A 24,597-nucleotide genomic window follows, 5' to 3' on the forward strand; every position below is an offset into this window, starting at 1 on the left:
CTTTGCCCCCCTCCGAGCCCCCTGCGACCTCCGCGTTCAAGATCTTCAACGCAGAGGTCTCGGAGGTCGCAGAGGCGTGAGCATCTGGATCCTGCATTCCAGTGCTGCGGCGCTTTCGCGGACAAGAGTTGATGCAAGAGCATCTCACACCCGCGGCTGGGTTTTGAGCGCCCCTGCCAGCGCGCGGGCCATCTGGTGGTTCAACGCGTGGCCCGACTTGGTGGCGACGATGTCGGCCTGGATCGGCCGGCCGGCGAGCGTGAGGTCGCCGGTGGCGTCGAGGAGCTTGTGGGCGGCGGGTTCATTGTCCAGGCGGTAGGCGTTGTCGATCGGGCCGTCTTTGCCGATGACGAGCATGTCGGCGGGGGTGAGGCCCTGGAACAGCCCCGCGCTTTGCAGCGCGAGGGCTTCGTGTTCCATGCAAAAGGTGCGGGCGCGGGCGATGTTCTGTGTGTAGGTCTCGGGCGAGCCGTCCCAGGTGACGGCCTGGGGCTCGAGGTACGCGCCGTCGCCGTAGTCGAGGAAATAGGTGATCGACCAGCCGGGCAGGGTGCGCGGCTTGGCGGTGATGGTGCGGTCTTCGACCTTGAGGGTGATCGGTTCGTCGATGGTGATCGGCTCGATGGTGGAGCCCAGGTCATTGGTGCCCGCCTCAAGGATGGCGTCGACGAAGGGCTGGGCCGAACCGTCGAGGATGGGGACCTCGGCGCCCTGGAGTTCGATGTCGCAATCGGTGATGCCCAGGCCGGCGAGGGCCGAGAGGGCGTGCTCGACGGTGGCGATCATCGTGTCGCCCGCGGCCAGATTGGTGCTCCGCGGCGGACCGTCGGCGAAGCCGGGGTGGATCGGTGTCGTGCTGACCGCGATGTGGTGGACGGGCAGTGGCGAGGAGAGGCCGGCGCGAGACAGCGTGAGGCCGCTCGAGCCCGGCTTGAAGGTGATGGTGGCGGGCTGGGACGTGAACAGGCCGGTGCCGCTGAGGCTCGCGCTGGCGGCGAGGGTCCTGCGCGGGACGGCGTGGGCGGTCATGCGTCGCGCAGCCGCTTGCGGAGCTGGCGCAGGTCCTTGGAGAGCGTGCGGAACTGGGCGTAGTTGGCGGCGGCCTCGCGAGCGGGCATCGCGGGGGTGCCCAGCCACGTTTCGCCGGCGGGGATGTCGTTGATGACGCCGCTGCGTGCACCGATGGTGGCGCCCGCGCCAACGGTGACGCCGTCGCTCACCGAAACATTGCCCGCGATGGTCGCGCCACTCCCAATGGTGACGCTGCCGGCGATGGCGCACGAGCCGCAGATGATGACGTGCTCGCCGATGTCGCCGTTGTGGCCGATCTGGCAGAGGTTATCGATCTTGGTGCCCTTGCCGATGCGGGTATCGCTCAGCTTGCCGCGGTCGATGCAGGTGTTGGCGCCGATCTCGGCGTCGTCTTCGATGACCACCGCGCCCAGGTGCGGGATCTTGACCGGGCCAGCGGGGCCGGGCAGGTAGCCGAAGCCGTCGGCCCCGACGACCGCGCCGGGGTGGAGGATGCAGCCGGCACCAATCGTGCAGCCGTGCTGGACGACAACGCCCGCGTGGAGCACCGAGTCGGCATCCACGGTGACGCCCGGGCCCAGCGTGACGCGGGCCATAAGAACGGCACCGGGCGCGACGCGGCAGCCAGCGCCGACGATGCACATGGGGCCGATCGAGGCGCCCTCGACATCGGCGGAAGGATCGACCACGGCGGTGGGGTCGACGCCCTGCTCGGGCACCGGCGGGGCGGCGTGTTCGGCGAAGGCCTCGAGCAGGGTGAGCAGCGCGCGGTCGGCGTCGGGCACGTAGAGGATGGCGCGGTCGCTCGGATCGCCCTCGTCGAGATTGACGCCCTCGGTGACCAGGGCGGCCGAGGCGTTGGAGGTGGCCCAGGCGGCGGCGTGGCGCTGGTCGCGGATGAAGGTGAGGGCACCGGGGGTGGCCTTGTCGAGGGGGGCGATGTCGGCCAGGGGGATGTCGCTTGGGCCGACCAGCCTCGCTTGGAGGATCTCTGCCAGGGTGCCGGTGGTGGTGGCCTTGGGCCTGGCTTGGGTCATATCGAGAGATTGGGCTGGAGAGGGCGGATGCACTGGGCAGGCCTCGACAGGTGAGAGTTGGCGGGTCTGTTCGTCGGACGCTCGTGGTGTTTTAGGGTGCTCAGCCCCCGGCGGCGTACTGGTTGTTCATGAGCTCGACCACGCTGTCCGAGATGTCCACAGCGTCGCTGGAATAGATGACTCGGCGGGTTTGGATGAAGTTCTCCACAAAGTCCATGGCGGCCTCGGCCCGGATGTTGGGGTTCCGCGGCACGATGAGGCCCTGGCCGGCGTGGATGACGACATCCCAGCCGTCCCGCTTGGCGACGTCTTCCACGGCCTTGAGGGCCTTCTCGTAGAGCTCGGTTAGCACGCGGGCGTTGTCTTCGGCCTGCCAGCGGATGAGCATGGTGCCCCGAAGCTCTCGGAAGCCGGCCTTCATGTTGAGCTCTCGGAAGGTCTGGTCGTAGGCATCTGAGTTCGGGTCGTAGCTCTTGAGGTCTTCCTGCAGGCCCTCGATCTCGGCGGTCAGCTTCTCGATCTCGGCGGCTTTGACGTCCGCTTCGGCATCGAACTTCGCCTTGACGTCGTTGTACTCGTTGAGTTGGGTGATCACGCCCACGAGGTCGATCACGGCGACGGGTGTCGCCGGGGCCCGGGCGACCGACGAGGCGTCGGCTTGGGGCTTGAGCAACGCAACGGTGGCGATCGCAAGGGCAACCATCGCGAGCAGGCCCATGCCGGCGTTCGCGCGGGAATACGAGATGGCGGGTGCCGTGTTTGGGGTCTCTGGCATGGTGTCAAGCCTCCTGCTGTGTGGGGAGAGTGCGATCGCTCCGCGATCGATGCGAACAAACCCTCGGGCGAGTGCAGGCCGTTGGCGTACGCCAGCCCGGATCAGGCGGCCGGCCACAGAAGAGCCCGGGCTTCGCGCACGCCTGAGATCGGATTCTACACCCCATACGGATGCGGCCGGGAGGGAAAGCCTGCGATCGGGAGCAAAAAGCTGGTGAATACTTACTTATATTATCGGACATTTTAATAGCCGACTGTGCCTCGATCAGAACCCTCTGCGGGGCCGATGTCGTACGTGTAGAGGATGGGCCTCTGGGCTATCCTTACAGATATCGTCCAGATGGGCGACAGGCGGTGGGCCGAAGGGAGGCCGGTGATGTGGCAAGCGGGCGTGAGCGTGGGTGTGGTGTTGCTGGCGGCGGGGCTCGCTCTGGGGCAGAACGCGCTGGGTGATGGGTACGCCCTGGACCGCAACTCTCGGATCGGCGGGCAGGGCATCAACACCCCGACGCGCGACCTGATGGCCGAGATCCGCTTCCGCAACGCCCTGGTGACGGGCAACGTGCCGGGCGGCGTGGGCTTCCGGGACGAGACCGGCTACGGCTTGGCGTACGACTTCCGGCAGCGCGTCGGGTCGGACGATCTGTTCACCTTCCGGCGAGACTCCTTCACCAGCGGGCTCGCGGGTACGGGCATCCGCGGGACCGAGGCGCTGCAATACCAGTTCGCGCTCACGGTGGGCAACGCCCCACCGCGGAACCTTCGTGGCAGCCTCTTAACGTCGCGTACCGGCGAGCGGGTCACGATGGACCTGCCGTCGAGCCCGATCGATCAGCGAGACCTCGGCGGCGGGAACGCCGACTTGCGGCAGGCGACTGCCTCCGAGATGGGCGAGTACGAGCCGGGCACGGTGCTGTCGCTGCGATCGATCTCGGCCCATACGGCCGGACGGAGTCTCGGGCCCTCGATGCTGACGATCGTCGAGGGGGAGGGGGGCCTGACGCAAGGGCTTGTAGCCTCGCCGTTGCGTGGGCTGGCTCGTGAAGATCTTCTTGGCGACACCGAAGCGGGCGGACGCGAGCCGGGTGATCCCGTGCGGCCCGGTACCGATGCGGGCGATCGCGGCGTCGGCGAGCCGAACCCGGCTCCCGGCCCGGGTGTCGAGCGTGAGCTTCGCGAGAAGCTGGCGATGGACTATGCGTCGCGCATCCCTGGCAGTGTGCCCGTTGCCGAGCCCGGCGCGCAGGGTGCCGCGGCCATGGGTGGCGGCGATCCGTTCCTTGAGCAGCTTGCGGCTTTGCAGCAGGTTCTCCGCGAGGGCGTGCTCGCCGAGCCGGGTGGTGCTGCGGCCGATGGCACAGAGGCCGGGGGTGAGCCTGGAAGCGTGCCCGAGGCGCCCGCGTCTCAGCGGGCGATGGCCCGCCAGATCAGTGGGTGGAAGGAGCTCGTCGGCACGCTCAAGGAGGGTGTGGGCACGGTGGAGGTGCCGGCAGCCACGCTCGACCGCGCGTCGGCGTACGACCTGCACGTGAACCGGGCGAAAGACATGCTGACGGCCAGTAGGTTCTTCGAGGCCGAGCAGCGTTTCACGATGGCGCTGGCGGCCCGGCCGGGCGACGCGATCGCGTCGATCGGCCGCGTGCACGCGCAGATCGGTGCCGGGCTCGACTTGTCGGCCGCGGTGAACCTGCGGGCGTTCCTGGTGGAGCACCCCGAGTTCGTGGGCGCTCGATACGAGCCCGGGATGCTGCCGAGCGAGGACCGGCTGGAGATCGCGTCGCGTCGGTTGTCCGAGCTGTTGGACGCGGACGAGGTGCAGCGCCCGCGGCGGGAGAGCGCGCTGCTGCTGGCGTACGTTTCGTTCCACCGCGGGGATCGGGTCTCGACCATCCTGGGGCTGGAGCGTCTTGGTGAGGGCGAGATCGGCCGGCGTGATCCGCTAACGCCGCTGCTGCGGGCCGTGTGGCTTGACGACGTGGAAGCTGGCGTGGAAGCCGACGCAGAAGCCGGGGCGGACGCGGGTAAGGAAGAGAGCCCCAGCGGGGACGACGACGGCCAATGAGCCCGGGGCGAGGGGCGTTGGATAGGGCGCGATGGCGGACGGCATGACGACACAACCCGCCCGCAAGCCCGCGCGTGCCGAGGACGACCCTGGGCTTTCGATCATCGACTTCCTGAGCGACGGCGGCTTTGTGCACTTGTGCGCGACGCTGTCGGTGCTGCTGTCTGCCCCGGTGCGATTGCTGGACGCTCGCGGGCGTGAGATCCTGCCGACCGAGGACGAGGCGGTGACGTGGCGGCTGGCCGACCCCGGGCCCGATCCGGCGGCGCTGGCGGCCGAGCGTGCGTTCACGGTGCCGATGCGGGCGCACGGGCGCGTGATCGGCTGGGTACACGTGGGCAAGAGCCCGGCGACCGAGGGCCCGCTGGCGGCCGAGATCGAGCAATCGGTCGCGCTGATGGTGGACGTGGCCGATCAGGTGTGCGATCGGGAGCTCGAGCTTCGGGCGCGATTGCGCGAGCTGAGCGCGACGCAGCGGCTGAGCGCCCTGCTGGCGTCGGCCCAGAGCGAGGACGAGGTGCTGGGCATCGCGCTGGATAGCGCGATCGAGCTGCTGGGGTTGTGGGCCGGATCGCTGGTGCTGTTCGACCAGGACGACCAGAGCCAGGGTCTGGCGACCGAGGAGCGTGACGTCGAGCACCGGGTGAGCCGGAACCTGAGCGAGGGATGGCTGGCCAACCCGCTGCCGCTCTCGGCCGATCGCGAGTTTGACAAGCGGGCGCTCGCGGGTGAGGTGGTCGCGGTGGCCGACCTGCAGCGCGACTCGCGGGTGCAGATCAAGGCACGCACCAAGGAAGAAGGGCTGGCGAGCGCCCTACACGCGGGCATGATCTTCAACCAGAAGCCGCTGGGGGTGATCCGGCTGTACGGCCGGCAGGTGCGGCAGTTCACGCCGGCCGAAGAGCGGGTCTTGCGGACCATCGCGCAGCACGCGGCGGTGGCGATCGGGCAGGCGCGGCTCTTGCGCACGCAGCGCGAGGAACGCCGCATGCAGCGGCAGCTGAAGCTGGCCAGCGACGTGCAGCGCCGCATGCTGCCCAAGCGGGCGCCGAAGAGCGAGCGGCTGGACCTGGCGGCAAGCTGGGAGCCGAGCCTGGAGCTGAGCGGTGATTTCTTCGACTTCATCGAGCTCGATCGTGATAGCCGGCCCGAGGGCGAGCGGCGGATCGGCATCGTCGTGGGCGATGTTGTGGGCAAGGGCGTGGCGGCGGCGCTGCTGATGAGCCACGTGCGCGCCAGCCTGCTGGCCCACGCGTCACTCGATTCGTCGCCCGGTACCGTGCTGGCTGCGGTGAACGATGATTTGTGCCGCGATTCGTTGCCGAACGAGTTTGTCACGCTGTGGTACGCCGTGGTGGACCCGGTGGGCCTGGAGCTGGTCTACGCGAGCGCGGGCCACGACCCGCCCGTGCTGCTGCGGCCGGTTGTGGATGGGATGCCACCGGACACCTCGGAGATCGAGGGTGCCGACGCGCGGCCGATGCTCAGCAGCGGGATGATTGCGGGCGTGTTGCCCGGGCAGATATTCGATGAGGAGCGCGTGCCGTTGCTCGGTGGCGACACGCTGGTGATGTTCACCGACGGCATGACCGACGCGCAGCACTTCGATGGGCAGCGGTATGGGCGGTCGAGGTTTGCTCGTTCGGTGTTCGACGCGGTGAGCGCGAACCCCGATATCTCGGCGGCGGCGATGGTGAAGGAAGTGGTGTGGGGCGTGCGACGCTTCTCTGGGTTGGCCGAGATGCCCGACGACCAGACGATCGTGGTGCTGCGGGTGAAGCCTTGAGGTGGTGCGTGCCGCTCGTCGCGTGCGCGCTGCTGGTGGGTGGATGCACGATCACCGGGCTCGAGGAGACCGCCACGCGAGAGGCCTGGCCGGCCGACGCGGAGGCGGTGTTCGGCTGCACGCCGGTGAGCATCGACCTGGTTGGCGGGCGTGTGCGCGGGAGTGGTTCGGGTGTGTTCGTTTCGGACCGCTGGCTGCTGACGGCGGCGCACGTGGTGCCCGAGGGTGCCGAGTTCGCGTGGATCTCGTTCGAGCGGAACGGGACGACCGTTGGCGTGATGTACCCGATCGAGGTCGTCATGACGGGCGGCGGTGAGCCCGTGGAAGCCGGGGACTGGGCGCTCATCCGGCTGCCCGAGCGAGCCGAGGAGATCGGTGCGACACCGGCCAAGCTGGTGGATGACGGGTTCGAGGACGGCGGCGCGGTGCTGGTTGGGTTCCCCACGAAGGACGCCGACGTGGGATTGTTCACGCCGCGTGAGGTCGTCGTGCTGCGCAGCGAGGCGCCTGGGCCGATCGAGCAACTGGGGCATGACGGCGAGCGTGAGCTGCGATACTTCCGCATGGTGCGGGGGTGGAGCGAGCTTGGCGGAGCGTCGGGCGGGCCGGTGGTGGTGTACGACGAGCAAGGGCGGCCGCGGGTGGCGGGGATCCTGCTGGGGCGTGTGGAGTATCGCGGGATGTGGAAGCGCGGGCGGGCGATCGTGACGCACGCGATCCCGCCGCAGGCGTTCCTGGCGGCTCGGGGAGTACTCGATGACCTGCCGTCGCGGGAGGGGCCCGAAGGGATGCTGACGGGCGACCTACGCTGACAGCCCATGGCCACGGTATTCCTCAACGGCAGGCTGCTGCGGGACGACGACCCCGCGGCGAGCGTTTCCCTCTCGGACGCGGGCTTCATGCACGGCGTCGGCTTGTTCGAGACGATGACGGCGCGCAAGACCGACTCGGGTGTGCGCGTGGTGCGCGTGGATGAGCATGTCGGGCGGCTGGTGGCTTCGGCCAAGGAGCTGGGGCTGGCATCGTCGCTGCGCGCCGGGCCGCTGGCCGAGGCGATCGAGCACACGGCACAGTCTCACCTCGAAGATGCCGAGCACGACGCGGCGCGGTTGCGGTTGACGGTGACCGGCGGCGACCTGAACCTGGTGCGCCGCGAGGCAGAGCGCGTGGGGGCGGGTGTGCAGACGCCGACGGTGGCCATCGTGGCGCAGCAGGCCACGGTGTATCCGCCCGAGTTGTACGAGCGGGGCGGCCTCATGACGGTGGCCGACGCGAAGGCGAATCCGCTGGAGCCGACATCGGGGCACAAGACGCTGAATTACTGGTGGCGTTTGCGCGAGCTCCAGGCGTCGTTGGCCAAGGGCGGCACCGAGGGGCTGGTGTTCACCATAACGAATCACGTGTGCGGCGGCTGCGTGAGCAATGTGTTTGCCGTCAAGGATGGGGCGGTGATGACGCCGGTGGCGCGCGGCGAGGAGGCGGACATCGCGGGCCAGGGGGGCGCGATGCCCAGCCCGGTGCTGCCGGGCGTGACACGGGCGGCGGTGCTGGAGATCACGGCCGGGCTCGGGATGCAGGTGCGCAAGCAGTGGCTGGCGATCTCGGACCTGCTCGACGCCGACGAGGTGTTCTGCACGAACGCGAGCTTCGGCGTGCTGGCGATGACACGCATCGAGGGGCGGGAGATCGGCGATGGGCAGGTGGGGCCGGTGAGCACGCAACTGCGCGAGAAGCTGGCCGGGCTCGATCAAGCCTGATTGGAACAAGTCGGATTAGACCAGGCCTGATTAGAACGGGTTGTCCTGCGCGGGCTTGCGGACGCGGACGTTCTCGCGGCCGGTGGTCTCTTCGCTTGGGGTTTCCATCGCGCGCATGGCCTGGCGGATGCGGCGGCGGATGAGGAACCAGCCGACGATGGCGGCGACGAGCGCGAAGGGCAGCAGGAACAGCCCGACGGCCACGATGCCGATGAGGATGACCGCGCCGATGACAACCAGCGCACCGAGCATCAGGGCGGTCTTCAGCCGTGCGAGCGGGCCCGGGCTCGGGGATTGCCCCCCACCCAGCGTGTGGTTGAACGAGTACTGGGACACGAACGGAGTTTAGGTGCTTGGGAGCGCATAAACACGCCCGCCGGATTCGGCGGGCGGTGGTGTACGCGGTGGAGCGGTGTCCAGGCCGCGGGAGATGTGGCCGACCGGTGGTTGTCGGCGCGGTGGTGTCGGATCGGGCCGGGATCAGGCGCGGCGGCGGCGGCCGAAGAAGCCGGCACCGGCGAGGCCCACGGCGGCCAGGGCGCCGGTCGTGGGTAGCGGCACGGCGACCTCGAACATCTGGTCTTGCGAGCCGTCGTTGGTCAGAGCGCGGATGCGGCGGTTGATGGAGATGCCGTCATCGGTGGCGACCGCGAGGAGCGTGGCGAGGTGGCTCATGGTGCCGCTGTTGAGGTTCCAGGCCTTGAAGTCGCCGCTGAGGACGCTCAGGGTGCTGGACTCGGTCTCCAGATCGGTCACGACCTCCCAGACGGCCAATTGGAACGCGGCGGCAAAGTTGTTGCTCGTGCCGAACTGCTGGCCGTTGGCGTGGGTGTAGAGGCGGCCGATGGCGTCGGCCTTGTGCTGGTCCATGCCGCTGTTGCCGTTGCCCACGGGCGCGTCGGTGAGCTCGCTGACGTCGTAGTCGCGGTTCTGGTAGCTGACCCACTCGGAGACATCCACGCAGTACGTGGCGAGCGCACCCAGTGCGGGCGCGGTCGAGCCCGTGCGGGCGGTGATCTCGTGGTTGAGCTGGCCGGCATGGACGTTGTACTGGTCGCCGTTGACGCGGATGGTGGCCGAGCGACCGGCACCGGAACCGACGAACTTCATCGTGACGCTGTCCGCGGCGGCGAGAGCCGCGGTTGCGAGCACGGCGGCGGTGGCGAAAATGGAACCCTTCATGGCAGTCTCCCTCTTGGTCTTCTGTTGCCTCCGCCCAGCCACCCACGAGTGGCGGTGTTGGCTGGGCGGCGTCGGCGAGGCAACGGGCAGGAGGTCTCTCCTCTCCTCCCGCCTTGGTTGCCTGGCCAGTGACAGCATACCCGAAACGCTGGGATTGTCGAGGCCTAAATGGCGTTATATCAGTGGGTTATGACGATTTTGGCCTATGTGGACCAAGATCATGGATGTTGGACGAAAGGCGCCTGCAAAAGCAAACGCCCGCCTCGTGGGGCGGGCGTTTGGAGTTGATTCTGCCGTCATCGGGCTGTGACGCCCGAGGTTTGGATTGAGCGGGATCAGGCGCGGCGGCGGCGGGTCACGACCACACCGGCCAGGCCGACGGCCGCGAGGCCGGCGGCACCTGGAAGGGGCACGGCCACGGCGTAGAGCTGGTCCTGGAAGCCCTCGTTGGTCAGGGCGCCGAGGCCCGAGAAGGTGGCGACGCTGTCGTCGGCGGCGGCGGCCAGAAGGCCGGTGAGTACTGACTGGGTGCCGGCGTTGAGGCTACTCGAGACCTCAAAGTCGCCGCTGTTGATGTCCAGGGTCGCGCCCATGGTGCCAAAATCGGCGATAACTTCCCAAACAGCCAGCTGGAAGGCGGCGGCAAAGTCGTTATCCGACGTGAATTGATCGCCACCAGCGGCGGTGTACAGGCGGGCGATGGCGGCGGCCTTCTCGGCACCCATGGCCGGGGCGATGCCGCCGGCGGTGACCGGGGCGTCTTCGAGGGCGGCCAAGTCGTAGGTGTTCTGGCCGGCACCCACGCCCTCGAGCACGTCGATGCAATAGGTCATGAGCGGGCCGTTGAGCTGGACGCCGGTCGAACCCGAGCCGTTCACAACGGCGAAGTTCAATTGGCCGGCGAACACGTCGGTGGTCGTGCCATTGGCGACGACGGTGAACGAGCGACCGTTGCCCGAGCCGGTGTAGGTCAGGTCGACCGAGTCGGCGGCGGCAGCGCCGGCGGCGGCCAATACAGCAGTGAGTGCAATCACGGAACGCATCTTCAATTCTCCCTTGGATCTCTCTCTTGTGTTCTCTCGCGAATCAACCGGAGCGCCCCCGGGCCTCACGCATTGCCCGCGGGTACAGAGCCAGCCCGCCGAGGCGGGACGGCACGCATGGCACCCCGGAGGTTCCACCCCAGTGCTCTATGCGGAATCAGATTGTGCGGAGCGCGGCCAGCGGATGGCTGGGCCGCACCTCCCTCCATTAAGACGATAGCGGATACGAGCGAAAGTGCCCACACGGATCCCCCTATTTGATACGGATTTGTGTGATAAATCGCGTATAACCAACAAGAGTGCGACTTATCGGGCCGACGTGGTACGTTACCGGATTGCGCCGGCTGGCACGGCTGCTGGCTACGGTCACTCGTCGGACGCGCAGATCACGGAGGATCGCTTGGAATGGGCAGTGGCACACCCAAACACAAAACGAGTAAACAGCTGGGCAGTGATCTCTTGGATCAGTTAGGAAGCGGCTTTGCCCACCTGCACCTGCACACCGAGTATTCGCTTCTGGACGGCGGCAATCGGGTCGATCGGCTGACCGATCGCATCAAGGAGCTGGGGACGCCCGCGGTGGCCGTGACCGACCACGGCAACATGTTCGGCGCGGTGGCGATGTACGAGGCCTGCCGCCAGCGAGGCATCCGGCCGATTTTGGGCGTCGAGGCGTACGTGTGCCCGCCGGGCCGGCCCAGGCAGGACCGCACCTACACGGGCGTGAGCGACGGCGGGTACCACCTCGTGCTGCTGGCCGAGAACATCACCGGCTGGAACAACCTGATGCTGCTATGCAGCCAAGCGTACCTGACGGGGTTCTACTTCAAGCCGCGCATCGATCGTGATTTGCTCGAGCAGCACAGCAGCGGGCTGATCGCTATCAACGGCCACCTGGGCAGCGAGCTGGGCGACCACCTGTTGGCCTATGTGCGCAACAACAGCCAGACGTCGTGGGATGCCGCGGAGGAGAGCGTCGAGTGGCACAAGCGTGTGTTCGCCGACGAGGGGACGGGCCCGCGGTTCTATTGCGAGATGCAGCACCACGTGCCCGAGCAGGTATCGATCAACCCGCACGTGATCAAGCTGGCGAGGAAGCACGACGTGCCGCTGGTGTGCGACAACGACTCGCACTTCTTGCGTGCCGAAGACCACGACGCGCACGACACGCTCATCTGCATCTCGATGGGCAAGAACAAGCACGACCAGGAACGGCTGCGCTACACGCCCGAGCTGTATGTCAAGAGCCCCGAGCAGATGCGCGAGCTGTTTGAGGGCGAATACGGTGAGGACGGCGCCGAGGCGTGCGACAACACGCTGCGCATCGCGGCGCGGTGCGACGTGGAATTGCCGATCGGAGCCAACCACGCGCCGGTGGTGGTGGTGCGCACGCCCGACGAGTTGCCCGACAGCGGCGGCAAGGCGTACGGCGGTGATCTGACGGCGTGGTACAAGGACTATTGCTCGCGGTTCACGCTCGAACCCGCGGCCGACGCCGGGCTGGACCACGACGAGCTCAACGTGCAGTGCGATGAGGCGCTGCGCCTGCTGGCCGAGGGCGGGATGGTGTGGCGGTACGGGCCCGACATCACGGCGCACAAGCACGAGCATGCCGAGGGTGCCGACCGAACGGAGGCCGCGCGCGAGAAGGCGGTCGATGTCGATGCGTTCGACAAGTGGGCCCGGCTGAATCGAGAGCTGAAGATCCTGGCCGACAAGAGCATCAGCGCGTACTTCCTGATCGTGTGGGACTTCGTGAATTGGGGCCGAGCCAAGGGCATCCCGGCCCTGGCCCGTGGCTCGGGCGTGGGCACGATGGCGGGCTACGTGCTGGGCCTCTCCAACGCCTGCCCGGTGAAGTACGGGCTGCTGTTCGAGCGGTTCACCGACCCGGACCGCAGCGAGTACCCCGATATCGATATCGACCTGTGCCAGGACGGGCGCGGCGACGTCATCCGCTACGTGCGCGAGAAGTACGGGCACGTGGCCCAGATCATCACGTTCGGGACGCTCAAGGCGCGGGCGGCCGTGCGCGACGTGGCCCGCGTGCTGGCGATCAGCCTGCCCGCGGCCGATCGGCTGGCCAAAGCGATCCCCGAGCAACTCGGCATGACGCTGGACAAGGCCGAGGCGGAAGACCCCGAGTGGGCCGACATCGCCGCCGGCAAGCCCGCGGCGCTGGCGAAGATCAACGACAAGCTGCCGCCCGAGCAGCACGCCGACAAGGAGACCATCCAGCGGCTCATCGCCAACGCGAAGGTGATGGAAGGGCAGGCGCGGCACGCGAGCGTGCACGCGGCGGGCGTCATCGTCGCGACCAGGCCGTTGCACGAGCTCGTGCCGCTGTATAAGCAGAGTGGCGGCGGCGAGGACGAGGCCATCACGCAGTGGGACGGCCCGACCTGCGAAAAGATGGGCCTGCTGAAGATGGACTTCCTCGGATTGCGCACGCTGAGCGTGATCGAGCGGGCGCGGTCGCTCATCACCGCCGCGATGGACGAGGAGGCGATCTACAAGGCCGTGGGTCGAGAAGCCGGCGACGGGGGCCCCCACCCACTCGATCTCGATCGCCTGACGTACGACAACCCGACCGTGTTCGAGATGTTCTCTCGCGGCGACACGACGGGCGTGTTCCAGTTCGAGTCGGGCGGCATGCGGCGGCTGCTGATGGAGATGAAGCCCGACCGGCTCGAAGACCTTATCGCCGCCAACGCGCTGTTCCGGCCCGGGCCGATGGACCTGATCCCCGATTACAACCGGCGTAAGCACGGGCAGGAGGCGGTGCCCAAGGTCCACGAGATCGTCGATCGATTCACGGCCGAGACCTACGGCGTGATGGTGTACCAGGAGCAGGTGATGCAGATCGTCCACGAGCTGGGCGGCATCCCGCTGCGCGCGGCGTACTCGCTCATCAAGGCGATCAGCAAGAAGAAAGAGAAGATCATCGCGGCCGAGAAGCCCAAGTTCATCGAGGGTGCGGGCACGCAGGGCCTCGACGCAGCGCGAGCCGAGGAGCTGTTCGAGCTGATCTTGAAGTTCGCCGGGTATGGCTTCAACAAGAGCCACTCAACTGGTTATGCGATCGTGGCGTACCAGACTGCGTACCTGAAGACGTACTTCCCCGCGCCGTACATGGCGGCGTTCCTAACCTTCGAGAGCCAGGCGCAGAAGGTGGCCGATTGGTTGCCATACCTTGAGGATTGCAAGCGCACGCGTGTGCTCGACGCGAAGACCGGCGAGGTGCTGCGGACGGGCATCGACGTCGCGCCGCCCGATATCAACCTGTCGGGGCAAGACTTCGAGGTGGTGTACGCCCCCGGCGAGCCGCACGACGCGGCCCACGGGCACATCCGTTTTGGCATGAAGGCCATCAAGGGCGCGGGCGGCGGCGCGATCGAGGCGATCGTGAACGCGCGGCAGGGCGAGGACGGGCCCGAGCCGTTCCGTGACCTCTTCGACTTCTGCGAGCGCATCCCGCTGCGCAGCGTGAACAAGGCGACGATCGAGAGCCTGGTGAAGGCCGGCGCGTTCGATAATGTCCATTCTCGCGAGCAGCGGGCGGCGATGGTCGCGTCGATCGAGCAAGCCGTGAGCGCGGGCCAGAGCGCGGCGGCCGACCGCGCTGCGGGGCAGGGCGGGTTGTTCGGTGGCGGTGCCGCGGCGGAAGAAGTGCCGTCGCCCGCATTGGTGAACATCGAGCCCTGGGGCGAGCAGGAAACGCTCCGCAACGAGAAGGACACGCTGGGGTTCTACGTCTCGAGCCACCCGCTGGACCAGTGGGGCCCCTGGATCCGTGCGTTCGCGAGCCACGAGCTTGGGGATCTGGCCGGCGTCGAGCAGGGCCGCCGCGTGATCGCTGGCGTCATGGTGCAGAGCACCCGCGTGATCGTGGCGCGGAGTGGTCGGAGTGCCGGGCAGAAGATGGGCATCCTGACCGTCGAGGACACCACGGGCACCGCCGACGCCGTGCTGTTTACCGACGCCTACCAGCGCTACGCGCACCTGCTCGAGGACGACTCGCCAAAATTCGTACTGGGACGGCTCGATCGCTCGCGCGGCGATGCCCAGATCATCGTCGAGCAGATGACGCCCATCGAGGCGGTGCCCCTGGAGGGCGGCAAGCTGCGGCTGTATGTTCGCGATAGCCGGCTCAATGGCAACGGGCCGCTCGCGCTCGAAACCGTGCACGAGCTGGCGCGCGGGCACGACGCGTCGGTCAAGAACGGTGCGCCCGTCGATGGGCCGGCCTCGCCTTTGGAAGTCGTGCTGTGCATCGGCGAGCATGAGCCGGTGGCCGTGCCCTCAACCAACCCCAAGCGCGTTCGCCTGGAACCGGCGTTCATCGCGAGCGTCGAGGGCGTGCTCGGGCCGCTGTCGGCGCGGCTGGTGGAGGGCGTGGCCGTCGAGCGCGAGGACAAACGCCGCAACGGCTACGGCGGTGGCGGGAATGGCAACGGCAGCACTATGCGGCGGTGAACTGAGCTACGCTGGGCAGCCGGCGTCGACTCGTTCTGGAAGGCGAGGAAGTCGAAAGATGCTGAGCGAGTTCAGGCCGTCGCCAGGGCGCACATCAGCCGAACGCCCACGGGCAGGGCGTCGTCGTTGAAGTCGAATCCCGGCTGGTGCAGCAGCGGCACCGTGTCGGGGTCGGCACCCCGCGGCAACAACCCGAGCAGGAAGAAGCACGCGGGCACGTGGCGGCTGTAATAACTGAAGTCCTCGCCACCCATGCTGGCCTCGGGCACGATCTCGACGGCGTCGTCGCCCAGCGTCTGGCGCGCAACAGCGAGCATGTGGTCGGCGCATTGCGAGTCGTTGGTCGTGACGGGGTAGCCGGGCAGCCAGTCGACCTCGGCGGTGCAGCCGTGGGCGGCGGCGGTCGATTCGACGACCTGGCGGAAGCGGTCGGCGAGCAGTGCTCGCGTGTCGTCGGTCAACGCGCGGACGGTGCCGACGATGCGGGCGCTGTCGGGGATGATGTTGTTGGCCGTGCCGGCCTCGAACTGGCCAACGGTGATCACGCCGGCGTCGTTGGGATTCACCGCTCGCGACGCGATGGTCTGGAGCGCCATCACGACGGCGCTGGCCGCAACGATCGGATCCTTGGCTAGGTGAGGCATGGCCGCGTGCCCGCCTCGGCCCACGATGCGCACGTCGAAGTCGTCGGTGCTCGCCATCATCGGCCCGGGACGTGTGCCGACCTTGCCCAGCGGCATGCGAGGCCAGCCGTGCAAGCCGAAGATGCGCGTGACCGGCTCGCCCAGTCCGCCGCCTTCGGCACCCTTGAGCACGCCCTGGTCGCACATGACCTCCGCGCCGCCGCCGTCTTCCTCGGCCGGCTGGAAGAGGAACAGCACGTTGTTTGATCGTTCTTCGACTTGCGAAAGGGCGCGTGCGGCACCGAGCAGGATGGCCGTGTGGCCATCGTGGCCGCAGGCATGCATCACGCCGGGCTTCGTCGATGCGTACGGCTTGCCGGTGCTCTCGGTGATGGGTAATGCGTCGATATCGCCCCGAAGCGCGATCGTCGTGCGCGTGGGATTGGTCGCGGGCAGGTAGGCGATGATGCCGGTGCCGTTGGTGGCCAGACCGGTCTTGAGTTCCAGCCCCAGCTCGCGCAGCTCGGCCTCGATGCGCTTGGCGGTTGCGTGCTCGTTGTTGCTCAGCTCGGGGTTCTTATGGAACTCACGGCGCAGCCCGGTTAACCGGGGCAGGTCGGCCTTGATCAATTGCGAGATGGTCTGGGAAGCCGGCATGGAAGTGGTCGTCATCGGGCCATTGTACGGGCGGCGAACAGGGCCGCGCCGATGAGCCCGGCGTCGTCGCCGAACACGCTCTGGCGGACCGAGAGCGGGCGGCCAGGCGGGAAGGCGTCGGCGTTGGCGGCCCGGCCCACAACCTGAGCGACCGCCGGCCCGATGGCCTCGACCAGCGCGCCGCCCACCACGACAACACTCGGCCCGAGCATGGCGCATGAACTGGCTGCGGCCGAGCCGACGAGGCGCAGGGCGTGGTCGACCACCGACACGCACAGGTCGTCGCCCTGGCGGTAGGCGTCGGCGATGGCTTGGGGGGTTGCCTCTTTCACAGAGCTGGCCCGACCATCGGCCATGCCCTGCCGCACGGCTTCGACGATCGCCCGGCGGGAGCAGCACTGCTCGACCGTTCGCGCGTCCGGCGGGCCGTCGGCGTTGATGATGATGTGCCCCGCCTCGACCGCGACACCGTCGATCCCAAGGTAGACCTCGCCGCCCAGCACCGCCCCACCGCCCACGCCGGTGCCGATCCACAGCGCGATCATGTCCGATTCACCGCGCGCCGCTCCAAGGCGTTGCTCGGCCAGCGCGGCCGCGTTCACGTCGTTGATGAGCACCGCCGGCACACCCAGGTGCTCGCGCACCATTTCTCCCAGCGGCACGTCTCTCCAGCCGAGGTTGATCGCGGCGGTGATCGAGTTGCCGACGACCGGGCCGGGTACGCCCAGGCCGACGGCCGGTGGGAGCGCAACACCCGCATCCTCGCAGGCACGCGTGACGGCTCTCGCGATGGCTCGGGCCGCCTGGTCGGGATCCTTGGGTGTCGCCTGCTTGTTGCGGGCGATGACATTGCCCCGGCCATCGACAATACCCGCGCGTAAGCCCGTAGCGCCGACGTCGACACCCACCAGGACGGAATCGGTTTGATCGGGTGATGTCGTCATCAGATCAGGTGTGCACTCAACGTAGTAACCTCATGCGATGCCGCGTGCGAACCGACGGCGAACAGGGTCGATCCGCTGCCGGTGACGTGGACCGGGGCCTCCCAGCCATGAACCAGATCACTGCGCAGCTTTTTCAATTCGGGTCGCACCGCCTCCGCTGCCGGCGCGAGATCATTGAACAACGCCGCAACCCTTGGTGATTGCATCGCCAGCGACCGTACTTCCGCTTCTCGCAACGGCCCGGGTTGGAGGCTATCGAACGCCTTGTAGACCTCGCCCGTCGCGCAACCAAACGTAGGAATCGCCAGCGTCACCTCGAACCCGTCGGCGGGGCTGGCCAATCGCTCGATGGTCTCCCCAAACCCGCTCACGATCGCCGGCCTCGGCTGGGCGTCCAGGCTCGGGTCGGTATCGCCGATGAAGAAGGCGATGTCGCTGCCCAGCGTCATGGCTAGCTCACGGAGTTTTGTGGGGCCGTGATTCAGGCCCAGCAACGCATCGCCCGCGCGCAGCACGGCCGCCGCGTCGCTGCTGCCACCGCCCAGCCCACCACCGTCCGGGATCCGCTTCCGGATCGTGATCCGCAGCGGCGCCTTCTCGTCGAGCAGCAATGCCGCCCGATACGCCAGATCCTTCTCCGCCGGCCACGCCAGCGCCCCGCCCGCAAGCACCTGTGCATCGTCGGCCCATCGCGCGTCAAGCGCCGGCCCGTTGAGCGACCGATCGACGTCGACGGTCACGTCATCGTGCAGGTCGATCGCGTGCATCCACGAGCAGATGCGGTGCCAGCCCTTCCTGGGCCCATCGCGCTCCGGCGGCGCGACGGCCAACGCCAGGTTCAGCTTCGCGAAGGCTCGGAGCCTGAGGGAGTCCATCGTGAACCCTATCGGCCATTCCGCGTCATCGACGGGCAAGCCGTGGTACCCGCGGAACGATCATCTGGCCTCCCACGTCCGTACCATCGGCTATGGCACACGTCGGCGACCTGCTCAACGCTCTGGAGTCCTTCGCACCCCTCCGCTACGCCGGAAGCTGGGACAACGTCGGCCTCATCGTCGGCTCGCGCACGCAGGCCCTCTCGGGGCCGGTGCTGCTGACCATCGACCTGGCCCCCGGCGTGCTCGAAGAGGCCAAGGCCGCGGGCGCGTCGGCCATCCTGGCGTACCACCCGCCCATCTTCCACCCCATCAAGAGCCTGACCGACGACACGGCCATGGGCGCGATGCTGCTGCAGGCCGTGAGGACGGGCATGGCGGTGGTGAGCCCCCACAGCAGCCTCGATGCGGCACCCGGCGGCATGACCGACTGGCTGTGCGAGGCCATCAGCGGCTCGAAGACCGAGGGCAGCATCGCCGGCGACGTCCGAGCCTTGACCCCCCACCTGGAGCGGCCGGGCAGCCGCGAGATCAAGATCGTCACCTTCGTGCCCCACAAGGACGCCGACCAGGTTCGCAACGCCCTGGCCAGCGCCGGCGCCGGCATCATCGGGGCCTATACCGCCTGCTCGTTTGGCGTTGAAGGCAAGGGAACCTTCTTCGCCGAGGACGAGGCCAACCCCGTCGTCGGCGAGATCGGCCAGCTCGAGCGTGTCGAAGAGCTGAGATTAGAAATGGTCTGCTCGAAGGCCGCCTTGCCCATCGCGATGGAGACCCTCCGGCAGTTCCACCCTTATGAAGAGCCCGCGGTCGACCTGTACGAACTACTCCCCGAACCCGTGCGCCACGCCGGTGCGGGCAGGCGATTGGTGCTCGACCGCCCCGCCACACCCGCCGAGATCGCCGACCGGCTGAAGACCTTCCTGGGCATCCCGGCCGTCAAGGTGGCGGCCGTCGACGGCGATGTAAACAAGCCCGTGCGAACGGTGGGCGTCATCCCCGGCGCGGGCGCGTCGCTGCGCCCCGCGGCCCTGGCCTCGGGCTGCGAGCTGTTCGTCACCGGCGAGATGACCCACCACGAGGCCCTCGAACTCCTTCGAAAAGACTGCGGCGTGCTGCTGGCCGGCCACACCAACACCGAGCGCGGCTACCTCCCACGCCTGCGTGACCGGCTGGTCGATCTGATGCCCGAGATCGAGTGCGTGGTGTCGACGCGGGATCGGACGCCGTTTACGTGGATGTGAGGTCTGGTCACCAGCCACCTACTACCGAGCGTATTCAAACATCGGCGGAATCGACCGCTCCCGAATCCAAGCAATCACATGGACGGACTCATTGAGCCCGTGGGGGTTTCTAGCGAACAGTTTTTTGATAGCCAGGCTCACGTTGTTCTGCCCAACAGAAGACGAAGGGAACATCAATGGGCTCTGCGATCACGTACACAGCACGAGCTGGGTTCTTTGCCACGGGCATCGCCACGGCGATGATGGGCGCGTACCACCTCTACCTCCCAACGCACATGCAGTGGGATGCCGGGCTCGACGGGGTTCCCGGCATGATCCGGTGGGGCGTCCTTGCGATCAACTCCGACTTCAGCTTTCTCCTTATGTTCATGGGCCTGCTCGCGTGCGTCCAAGCGATCGGGTCGCCACCACGTTCGGCTAGCGAACGCATCTCGATCTACATGCTGGCGGCATTCTGGCTCTGGCACCAGATCTATCTGCGCACCCATGCCATGCCGATTCCCGATTCGCTCAGCACGCTGCGAGCGGCGCTCGAAACGTTCGGAATCGTGATATTGGTTGGGGCGGCTATCTGTCCCACGGTCCTCATCGTGAAGTCGCAGGAGTCGCTGCACGTGAAGAAGCGATGGATCCTGGCTTCCGGGCTGCTTGCCGGATCTGTTGCCATGGGCGTCGTCGTTGCTGTTGTGCTCTGGTCGATGCCGACCATGAAGGCATCATCACAAGCCGATACTCCGAAGATGGCTATCGACCCGGCTGAGACCGATGCGGATCGACTCGGGGTCGCGTCGCTCGCGGATCTGTCCCCTTCAACATCGTTTCGGGTATTCAAGCAGGCGACATCGGTTACCGATGAGCAGTACCTGTCCGCGTGGCCCCGGATCGGCGAGGAGTTGGTACGCGCCGAGCAGATCGACCCGGCTTCTGAGGACGCGGCGTTGCTCAACGTACATGCCCGTTACCTCATGCGGTCCGGAGACTTGGCCGCGGCAAATCGGGTGATCAATCGAGCGATCGAGCTGGATTCGGAGCACGCGCTGCACCACTTGCAAGCCGGAATGATCGGGATCGGGTTGATGGACGCAGAGCAATCTCCCATGAAACGGTGGTCGCTCTCGACCCGGACGCTGACCGCGATGGAGGCCGCACTCAGGCTCGATCCGTCGCTGTTAGCGGCGCGTCTCTATCTCGTATACTCGCTCGAACTGGCCCCGCCGGGATTCGGTGGTGATCGTGAGCGAGCGATGGAACTGCTGGACGAGGCGATCGAGAGTGGTACTGCGGAGTTCATTCCAGTGCGTGCGCGATTTCGATTCGGGCGGGGGGAGTACCAGGCTGGGTTGGCGGACGCGCGGCAGGCTATCGCGGAGGGCGTGTATCACCCCGGAACGTTCACCCTTGCATCGACCCAGGCGTTGGAAGCCGGAGATAGCGAAGACGCGTTTCGTTTCGCGTCGTTTGCCGTCAGGATGGAACCAGACAATACCGAGAACTGGCGTGCGCTCGCCGTTGTCCTGGCTTCGCAGGGAGATCAGGCTCGTGCTGATAGCGTTGAAGAATTCATCCAGGAAGCAACAAAGTAAGCAGCCGAAACCGTGAAGGTGGGTTTGTCCCCGATCAAGGTGGTGTTCTGGGGCTGGTCGACAAGAAACAGCCCCGCGCCGTGATCACCACGACGCGGGGCCGGTGCAGGGGGATGCGGCCACTGCTGCCCAGCCGGGGGCCCACACGGGCCCGGGTTTCGGCTGGGCACGGCCAAAGGCCGATGGCCGAACACCAGAAATGTCCATTGCACGACGTAGTTTGCCAAGCCTTGTCAGCCTTGTTTGATCGGCTGGGCGGGTCCACGAGCGGCACGACCCGTCCAGTCGGTGCCGGCGGCGGGCGGTTCTGGTACGATGGCCGATGCCAGGCCCCCACGTCGCGATCTACCCGGGCTCGTTTGATCCGATAACTTTCGGGCACCTCGACGTCATCCGCCGCGGCCGGACGCTGTTCGACGAGCTGATCGTCGCCATCGGGAACAACCCGAGCAAGCCCCAACTCTTCACCGCCGAGGAGCGTGCGGGCATGGCCCGGGACCTGGTCGAGGAGTTATGCGCCAACGAGCCCCAGCACGGGCCGGTGCGCGTCGAGGTGTTCACGGGGCTCACCGTCGACTTCGCCGTCTCGAAGGGTGCGGCCGCCCTGCTGCGGGGCGTGCGGAACCTGTCGGACCTCCAGTATGAAGTCCAACAGGCGGTGACCAACCGGCAGCTCGCGGGGCTCGAGACGGCCTTTATGGTGTCGGGCGAGAGCTTCGCATACATCAGCAGCAGCCTGATCAAGCAGATCGCCGCGATGGGCAAGGACCCCGACGTGCTGCGGAGCATGGTGCCCGAGGCGGTGATCGAGGCCATGTGGGCCAAGCGTGACGACCCACTGCTGGCACGCCTGCGGGCCGACCACGACCCGGCCAATGGCGAGGGCTGAGGCAGGCCCGATTCTGGCATTGGGGGAATCTGTCTGCCCTGGCGCGCTCCAGGGCCGCGCAAGGCAGATGGTCGGGCTCCCCGCTTGATCGGGGCCGTGGCGCGACCGACCATTCACCAACGATGCCCGACCGGCCCAGCAGCTTGAGAATAAGCGGTCTCCGCCGATGGCTGGTCATTGGCGCCCTCTCGCTCGTCGCGATGCTCACGCTGGCGGTGGTCGTTGCGTACTCGCTGGTCGAGCAGGCCCCCGCGTGGTGGCGGACCGTCAAGACCGAAGACCCCCGCACCGAACAGACCGCCGTCGCCATCGAGAACGGCCTGTGGAACGCGCTCTACCAGCGGCGCGAGCCGGGCAGAGAACGCTGGCACATGTGGATCAGCGCCAACGACTCGAATGCCTGGCTCAACACGACGATGCGCGACTGGGTGGCCTCGCAGTGGGAACTCGTCGGCTGGCCGCAAGAGCTCGAGCAAGTCCAGGTCGAGTTCATGGACGGCGCGATCGCCATCGGCCTGCGCGTGCGCATGCCCGATGGCGTGCGCTACGTATCGGCTGTGGTCGAGCCGATCATCGACCCCGATGGCGCGCTGTGGCTGCCCGCCCGCACCGTGAGCGTGGGCCGCCTGACCCTGCCCGCGGGCGTGTTCCTCGACTACCTCCGCCGGAACCGGGAGGAGTACGTGCCGCCCGCGCTGCTGACGCTCCCCGAGACCGAGGCCATCTTCCTCGCGCTCGAGGGCAAGGCCCCGCTCATCGAGAACGCCTCGCAGTCTCTTGGTGATGGCCGCCGCGTGCGGATGATCGCGATGCGGCCGGTGGGCGCCCGCCTCGAATTCTGGTGCATGACCACGCTGGACGAGCCCGGCGAGGGCGGCGGCGACAAGGACCTGCGACGCGTGCGGGCCCAGAGCCCGGCGATGGCCGCCGAACGCGATGGCCAAGGCCCCGGCTGAGCCGCTTCCCCTACAGTCTTGGCTCATGAGCGATACCGCCACCGACCAGACCCCGACGCAGCCCAACGCCGACAACGAGTTCGTGCGCCAGCGATTAACCAACCGCGACGCCGTGGCCAAGCTCGGCCTGAAGCCCTACGGCGTGCGCGAGGACGGGCTGGTAACGCTGGCCAGCACGCACGAGTTGTACGATGCCGGTGCCGACGCCGCCCACCAGGCCGCCGAGGCCGAGCGCAAGGCGAAGCTCAAGGAAGATCCGAACGCCGACGTGCCGCCAGCCCAGGACAACCGCACACGCGTGCGCGTGGCCGGCCGGGTCGTATTGCACCGCGACAACGGCAAGCTCGTCTGGCTGAACCTGCGCGACTCGACGGGCGACCTGCAAGTGGCCGTCAGCAAGCGCGACTGCGCCGAGGCCGGCTTCAACCTGGCCAAGCACACCGACCTGGCCGACATCATCGTGGCCGAGGGCCCGCTGATGAAGACGCGCGCGGGCGAGCTGACCGTCTGGGCGAGCTACCTTCGGGCCGGCGCCAAGTCCATCGAGCCCCCGCCCGAGAAGCACGCCGGCCTGAGCGACCCCGAGGCCCGCTTCCGCCGGCGCTACGTCGACCTCTGGAGCAACCCCGAGGCCATGGCAAGGCTCGTGCTGCGCGGCAAGATCGTACGCGACGTGCGCGCCTTCATGGAAGAGCGGGGCTTCGCCGAGGTCGAGACGCCCGTGCTGCAAGCGCAGGCCGGCGGCGCGGCGGCCAAGCCGTTCGTGACGCACCTGAACGCGCTGGACATGGACCTGTCGCTGCGCATCGCGCCCGAGCTGTACCTCAAGCGCCTGCTCGTCGCCGGCATGCCCCGCGTGTTCGAGATGAGCCGCAACTTCAGGAACGAGGGCCTCAGCCGCCGGCACAACCCCGAGTTCACCTCGATGGAAGCCTACCAGGCCTTCGGCGACGCCCACACGATGCTCGAGCTGGCCGAGAGCATGGTGCGCCGCCTGGCCGAGATGGTGTGCATCGACCCGGCGTACAAGGGCCTGTACCCCGACGCGACGACGAAGGCCATGCCGTGGGAAGGCATGGAGATCAACTACGCCGACCCGTTCGTGCAGGTCAAGTACGGCGACCTGTTCGAGCAGGCCGTGGGCTGCTCGATGTTCGACGAAGCCGCCGTGCGCACGGCGGCCGTCGACGCCGGCTACGACGACGCGAAGACCACCGACCACTGGCTGCTGGTCGATCGTTTGTTCGAGGACAAGGCCGAAGAACTCATCGACACCACCCGCCCGACCTTCGTGCTGCACTACCCCAGCGCGACCAGCCCGCTCACACGCCCGCTCGATGACCACCCCGAGCTGGCCGGCCGGTGGGACCTGTTTATTGCCGGCATGGAGATCGGCCCGGCGTACACCGAGCTGAACGACCCGCACGTGCAAGAGGCCAAGTTCCGCCAGCAGCTCGAGGGCGCGAAGTCCGACGACGACACCTTCCGCACGCTCGACGAGGACTTCCTGCGCGCCCTGCGCGTGGGCATGCCGCCGGCGGGTGGGATTGGATTGGGCATTGATCGCCTCGCGATGTTGTTGACTGGTGGGGCGAGCTTGCGGGAGGTGATCCCGTTCCCGTTCATGCGGCCGGAAGCATAAGAACGTGCGCTATTACCCTTGGAGGAGTGTCGAGT

General features: G+C 67.6%; 19 protein-coding genes. 10 read left to right on the top strand and 9 right to left on the bottom strand.

The features are described from left to right. Positions 1–144: 144 nt before the first annotated feature. The 3 genes from NCW75_13320 to NCW75_13330 form a co-directional block, all read right to left on the bottom strand. Positions 145–1,029: a UDP-3-O-acyl-N-acetylglucosamine deacetylase gene (locus NCW75_13320; GenBank protein UYV12265.1), complete on the bottom strand. Its 885-nt coding sequence runs from the start codon at positions 1,027–1,029 to the stop codon at positions 145–147. Further along, the gene (gene lpxD, locus NCW75_13325; protein UYV12266.1) at positions 1,026–2,069 is read right to left on the bottom strand and encodes a UDP-3-O-(3-hydroxymyristoyl)glucosamine N-acyltransferase; all 1,044 of its coding nucleotides are present in this window, start codon (positions 2,067–2,069) and stop codon (positions 1,026–1,028) included. Before lpxD ends, NCW75_13320 begins: the two co-directional genes overlap by 4 nt. 100 nt (positions 2,070–2,169) lie before the next feature. Further along, positions 2,170–2,844 (bottom strand): OmpH family outer membrane protein, encoded by a 675-nt coding sequence (locus NCW75_13330; protein ID UYV12267.1) that lies wholly within the window; start codon positions 2,842–2,844, stop codon positions 2,170–2,172. 375 nt (positions 2,845–3,219) lie between these two features. On the opposite strand from NCW75_13330, the gene NCW75_13335 reads away from it, so the two are divergent. The 4 genes from NCW75_13335 to NCW75_13350 are packed head-to-tail and all read left to right on the top strand — an operon-like array spanning position 3,220 to position 8,448. Further along, the gene (locus NCW75_13335; protein ID UYV12268.1) at positions 3,220–4,905 is read left to right on the top strand and encodes a hypothetical protein; all 1,686 of its coding nucleotides are present in this window, start codon (positions 3,220–3,222) and stop codon (positions 4,903–4,905) included. A 43-nt stretch (positions 4,906–4,948) separates the two neighbouring features. Continuing rightward, positions 4,949–6,691: a SpoIIE family protein phosphatase gene (locus NCW75_13340; GenBank protein ID UYV12269.1), complete on the top strand. Its 1,743-nt coding sequence runs from the start codon at positions 4,949–4,951 to the stop codon at positions 6,689–6,691. Between the two features lie 8 nt (positions 6,692–6,699). Then, a complete protein-coding gene (locus tag NCW75_13345; GenBank protein UYV12270.1) occupies positions 6,700–7,503 on the top strand; it encodes a serine protease in 804 nt (267 codons plus the stop codon). A gap of 6 nt (positions 7,504–7,509) precedes the next feature. Further along, positions 7,510–8,448, top strand: a complete 939-nt coding sequence (locus NCW75_13350) for an aminotransferase class IV (protein UYV12271.1) — start codon at positions 7,510–7,512, stop codon at positions 8,446–8,448. A 30-nt stretch (positions 8,449–8,478) separates the two neighbouring features. Here the strand turns inward: NCW75_13350 and NCW75_13355 are convergent, their stop codons facing one another. The 3 genes from NCW75_13355 to NCW75_13365 all read right to left on the bottom strand — a co-directional run bounded on the left by NCW75_13355 (position 8,479) and on the right by NCW75_13365 (position 10,673). Beyond that, entirely contained in the window at positions 8,479–8,784 is a 306-nt protein-coding gene (locus tag NCW75_13355) for a hypothetical protein (GenBank protein UYV12272.1), read from the bottom strand. Positions 8,785–8,928: 144 nt separating this feature from the next. After that, entirely contained in the window at positions 8,929–9,630 is a 702-nt protein-coding gene (locus tag NCW75_13360; GenBank protein UYV12273.1) for a hypothetical protein, read from the bottom strand. A 335-nt stretch (positions 9,631–9,965) separates the two neighbouring features. Beyond that, on the bottom strand, positions 9,966–10,673 hold the full coding sequence (locus NCW75_13365; protein UYV12274.1) for a hypothetical protein: 708 nt from the start codon (positions 10,671–10,673) through the stop codon (positions 9,966–9,968). A gap of 459 nt (positions 10,674–11,132) precedes the next feature. Between NCW75_13365 and dnaE the strand changes: the two genes are divergently transcribed. Beyond that, a complete protein-coding gene (gene dnaE, locus NCW75_13370; protein ID UYV12275.1) occupies positions 11,133–15,149 on the top strand; it encodes a DNA polymerase III subunit alpha in 4,017 nt (1,338 codons plus the stop codon). Between the two features lie 71 nt (positions 15,150–15,220). Here the strand turns inward: dnaE and NCW75_13375 are convergent, their stop codons facing one another. From NCW75_13375 to NCW75_13385, 3 genes are read right to left on the bottom strand one after another with little or no spacing between them, the layout of a single operon-like run. After that, the gene (locus NCW75_13375) at positions 15,221–16,444 is read right to left on the bottom strand and encodes a M20 family metallopeptidase (protein UYV12276.1); all 1,224 of its coding nucleotides are present in this window, start codon (positions 16,442–16,444) and stop codon (positions 15,221–15,223) included. After that, a complete protein-coding gene (locus tag NCW75_13380) occupies positions 16,441–17,373 on the bottom strand; it encodes an ROK family protein (GenBank protein ID UYV12277.1) in 933 nt (310 codons plus the stop codon). Before NCW75_13380 ends, NCW75_13375 begins: the two co-directional genes overlap by 4 nt. Beyond that, positions 17,373–18,248: a hypothetical protein gene (locus NCW75_13385; protein UYV12278.1), complete on the bottom strand. Its 876-nt coding sequence runs from the start codon at positions 18,246–18,248 to the stop codon at positions 17,373–17,375. The genes NCW75_13380 and NCW75_13385 overlap by 1 nt, the downstream gene beginning before the upstream one ends. Positions 18,249–18,340: 92 nt before the next feature. Here NCW75_13385 and NCW75_13390 point away from each other — a divergent pair, with 92 nt between their 5' ends. The 5 genes from NCW75_13390 to lysS all read left to right on the top strand — a co-directional run bounded on the left by NCW75_13390 (position 18,341) and on the right by lysS (position 24,562). Further along, complete coding sequence (locus tag NCW75_13390) at positions 18,341–19,492, top strand: Nif3-like dinuclear metal center hexameric protein (protein UYV12279.1); 1,152 nt, start codon at positions 18,341–18,343, stop codon at positions 19,490–19,492. Positions 19,493–19,767: 275 nt separating this feature from the next. Next, positions 19,768–21,075 (top strand): hypothetical protein, encoded by a 1,308-nt coding sequence (locus tag NCW75_13395; protein UYV12280.1) that lies wholly within the window; start codon positions 19,768–19,770, stop codon positions 21,073–21,075. Between the two features lie 322 nt (positions 21,076–21,397). Further along, positions 21,398–21,964, top strand: coding sequence for a pantetheine-phosphate adenylyltransferase (gene coaD, locus NCW75_13400; GenBank protein UYV12281.1), 567 nt, complete (start codon positions 21,398–21,400; stop codon positions 21,962–21,964). A gap of 122 nt (positions 21,965–22,086) precedes the next feature. Beyond that, complete coding sequence (locus NCW75_13405; protein ID UYV12282.1) at positions 22,087–22,920, top strand: hypothetical protein; 834 nt, start codon at positions 22,087–22,089, stop codon at positions 22,918–22,920. Positions 22,921–22,945: 25 nt separating this feature from the next. Further along, a complete protein-coding gene (lysS, locus tag NCW75_13410; protein UYV12283.1) occupies positions 22,946–24,562 on the top strand; it encodes a lysine--tRNA ligase in 1,617 nt (538 codons plus the stop codon). The last annotated feature ends 35 nt before the right edge of the window (positions 24,563–24,597 follow it).

Source organism: Phycisphaera sp. (assembly GCA_025916675.1).
Classification (GTDB): Bacteria; Planctomycetota; Phycisphaerae; order Phycisphaerales; family UBA1924; genus JAHCJI01.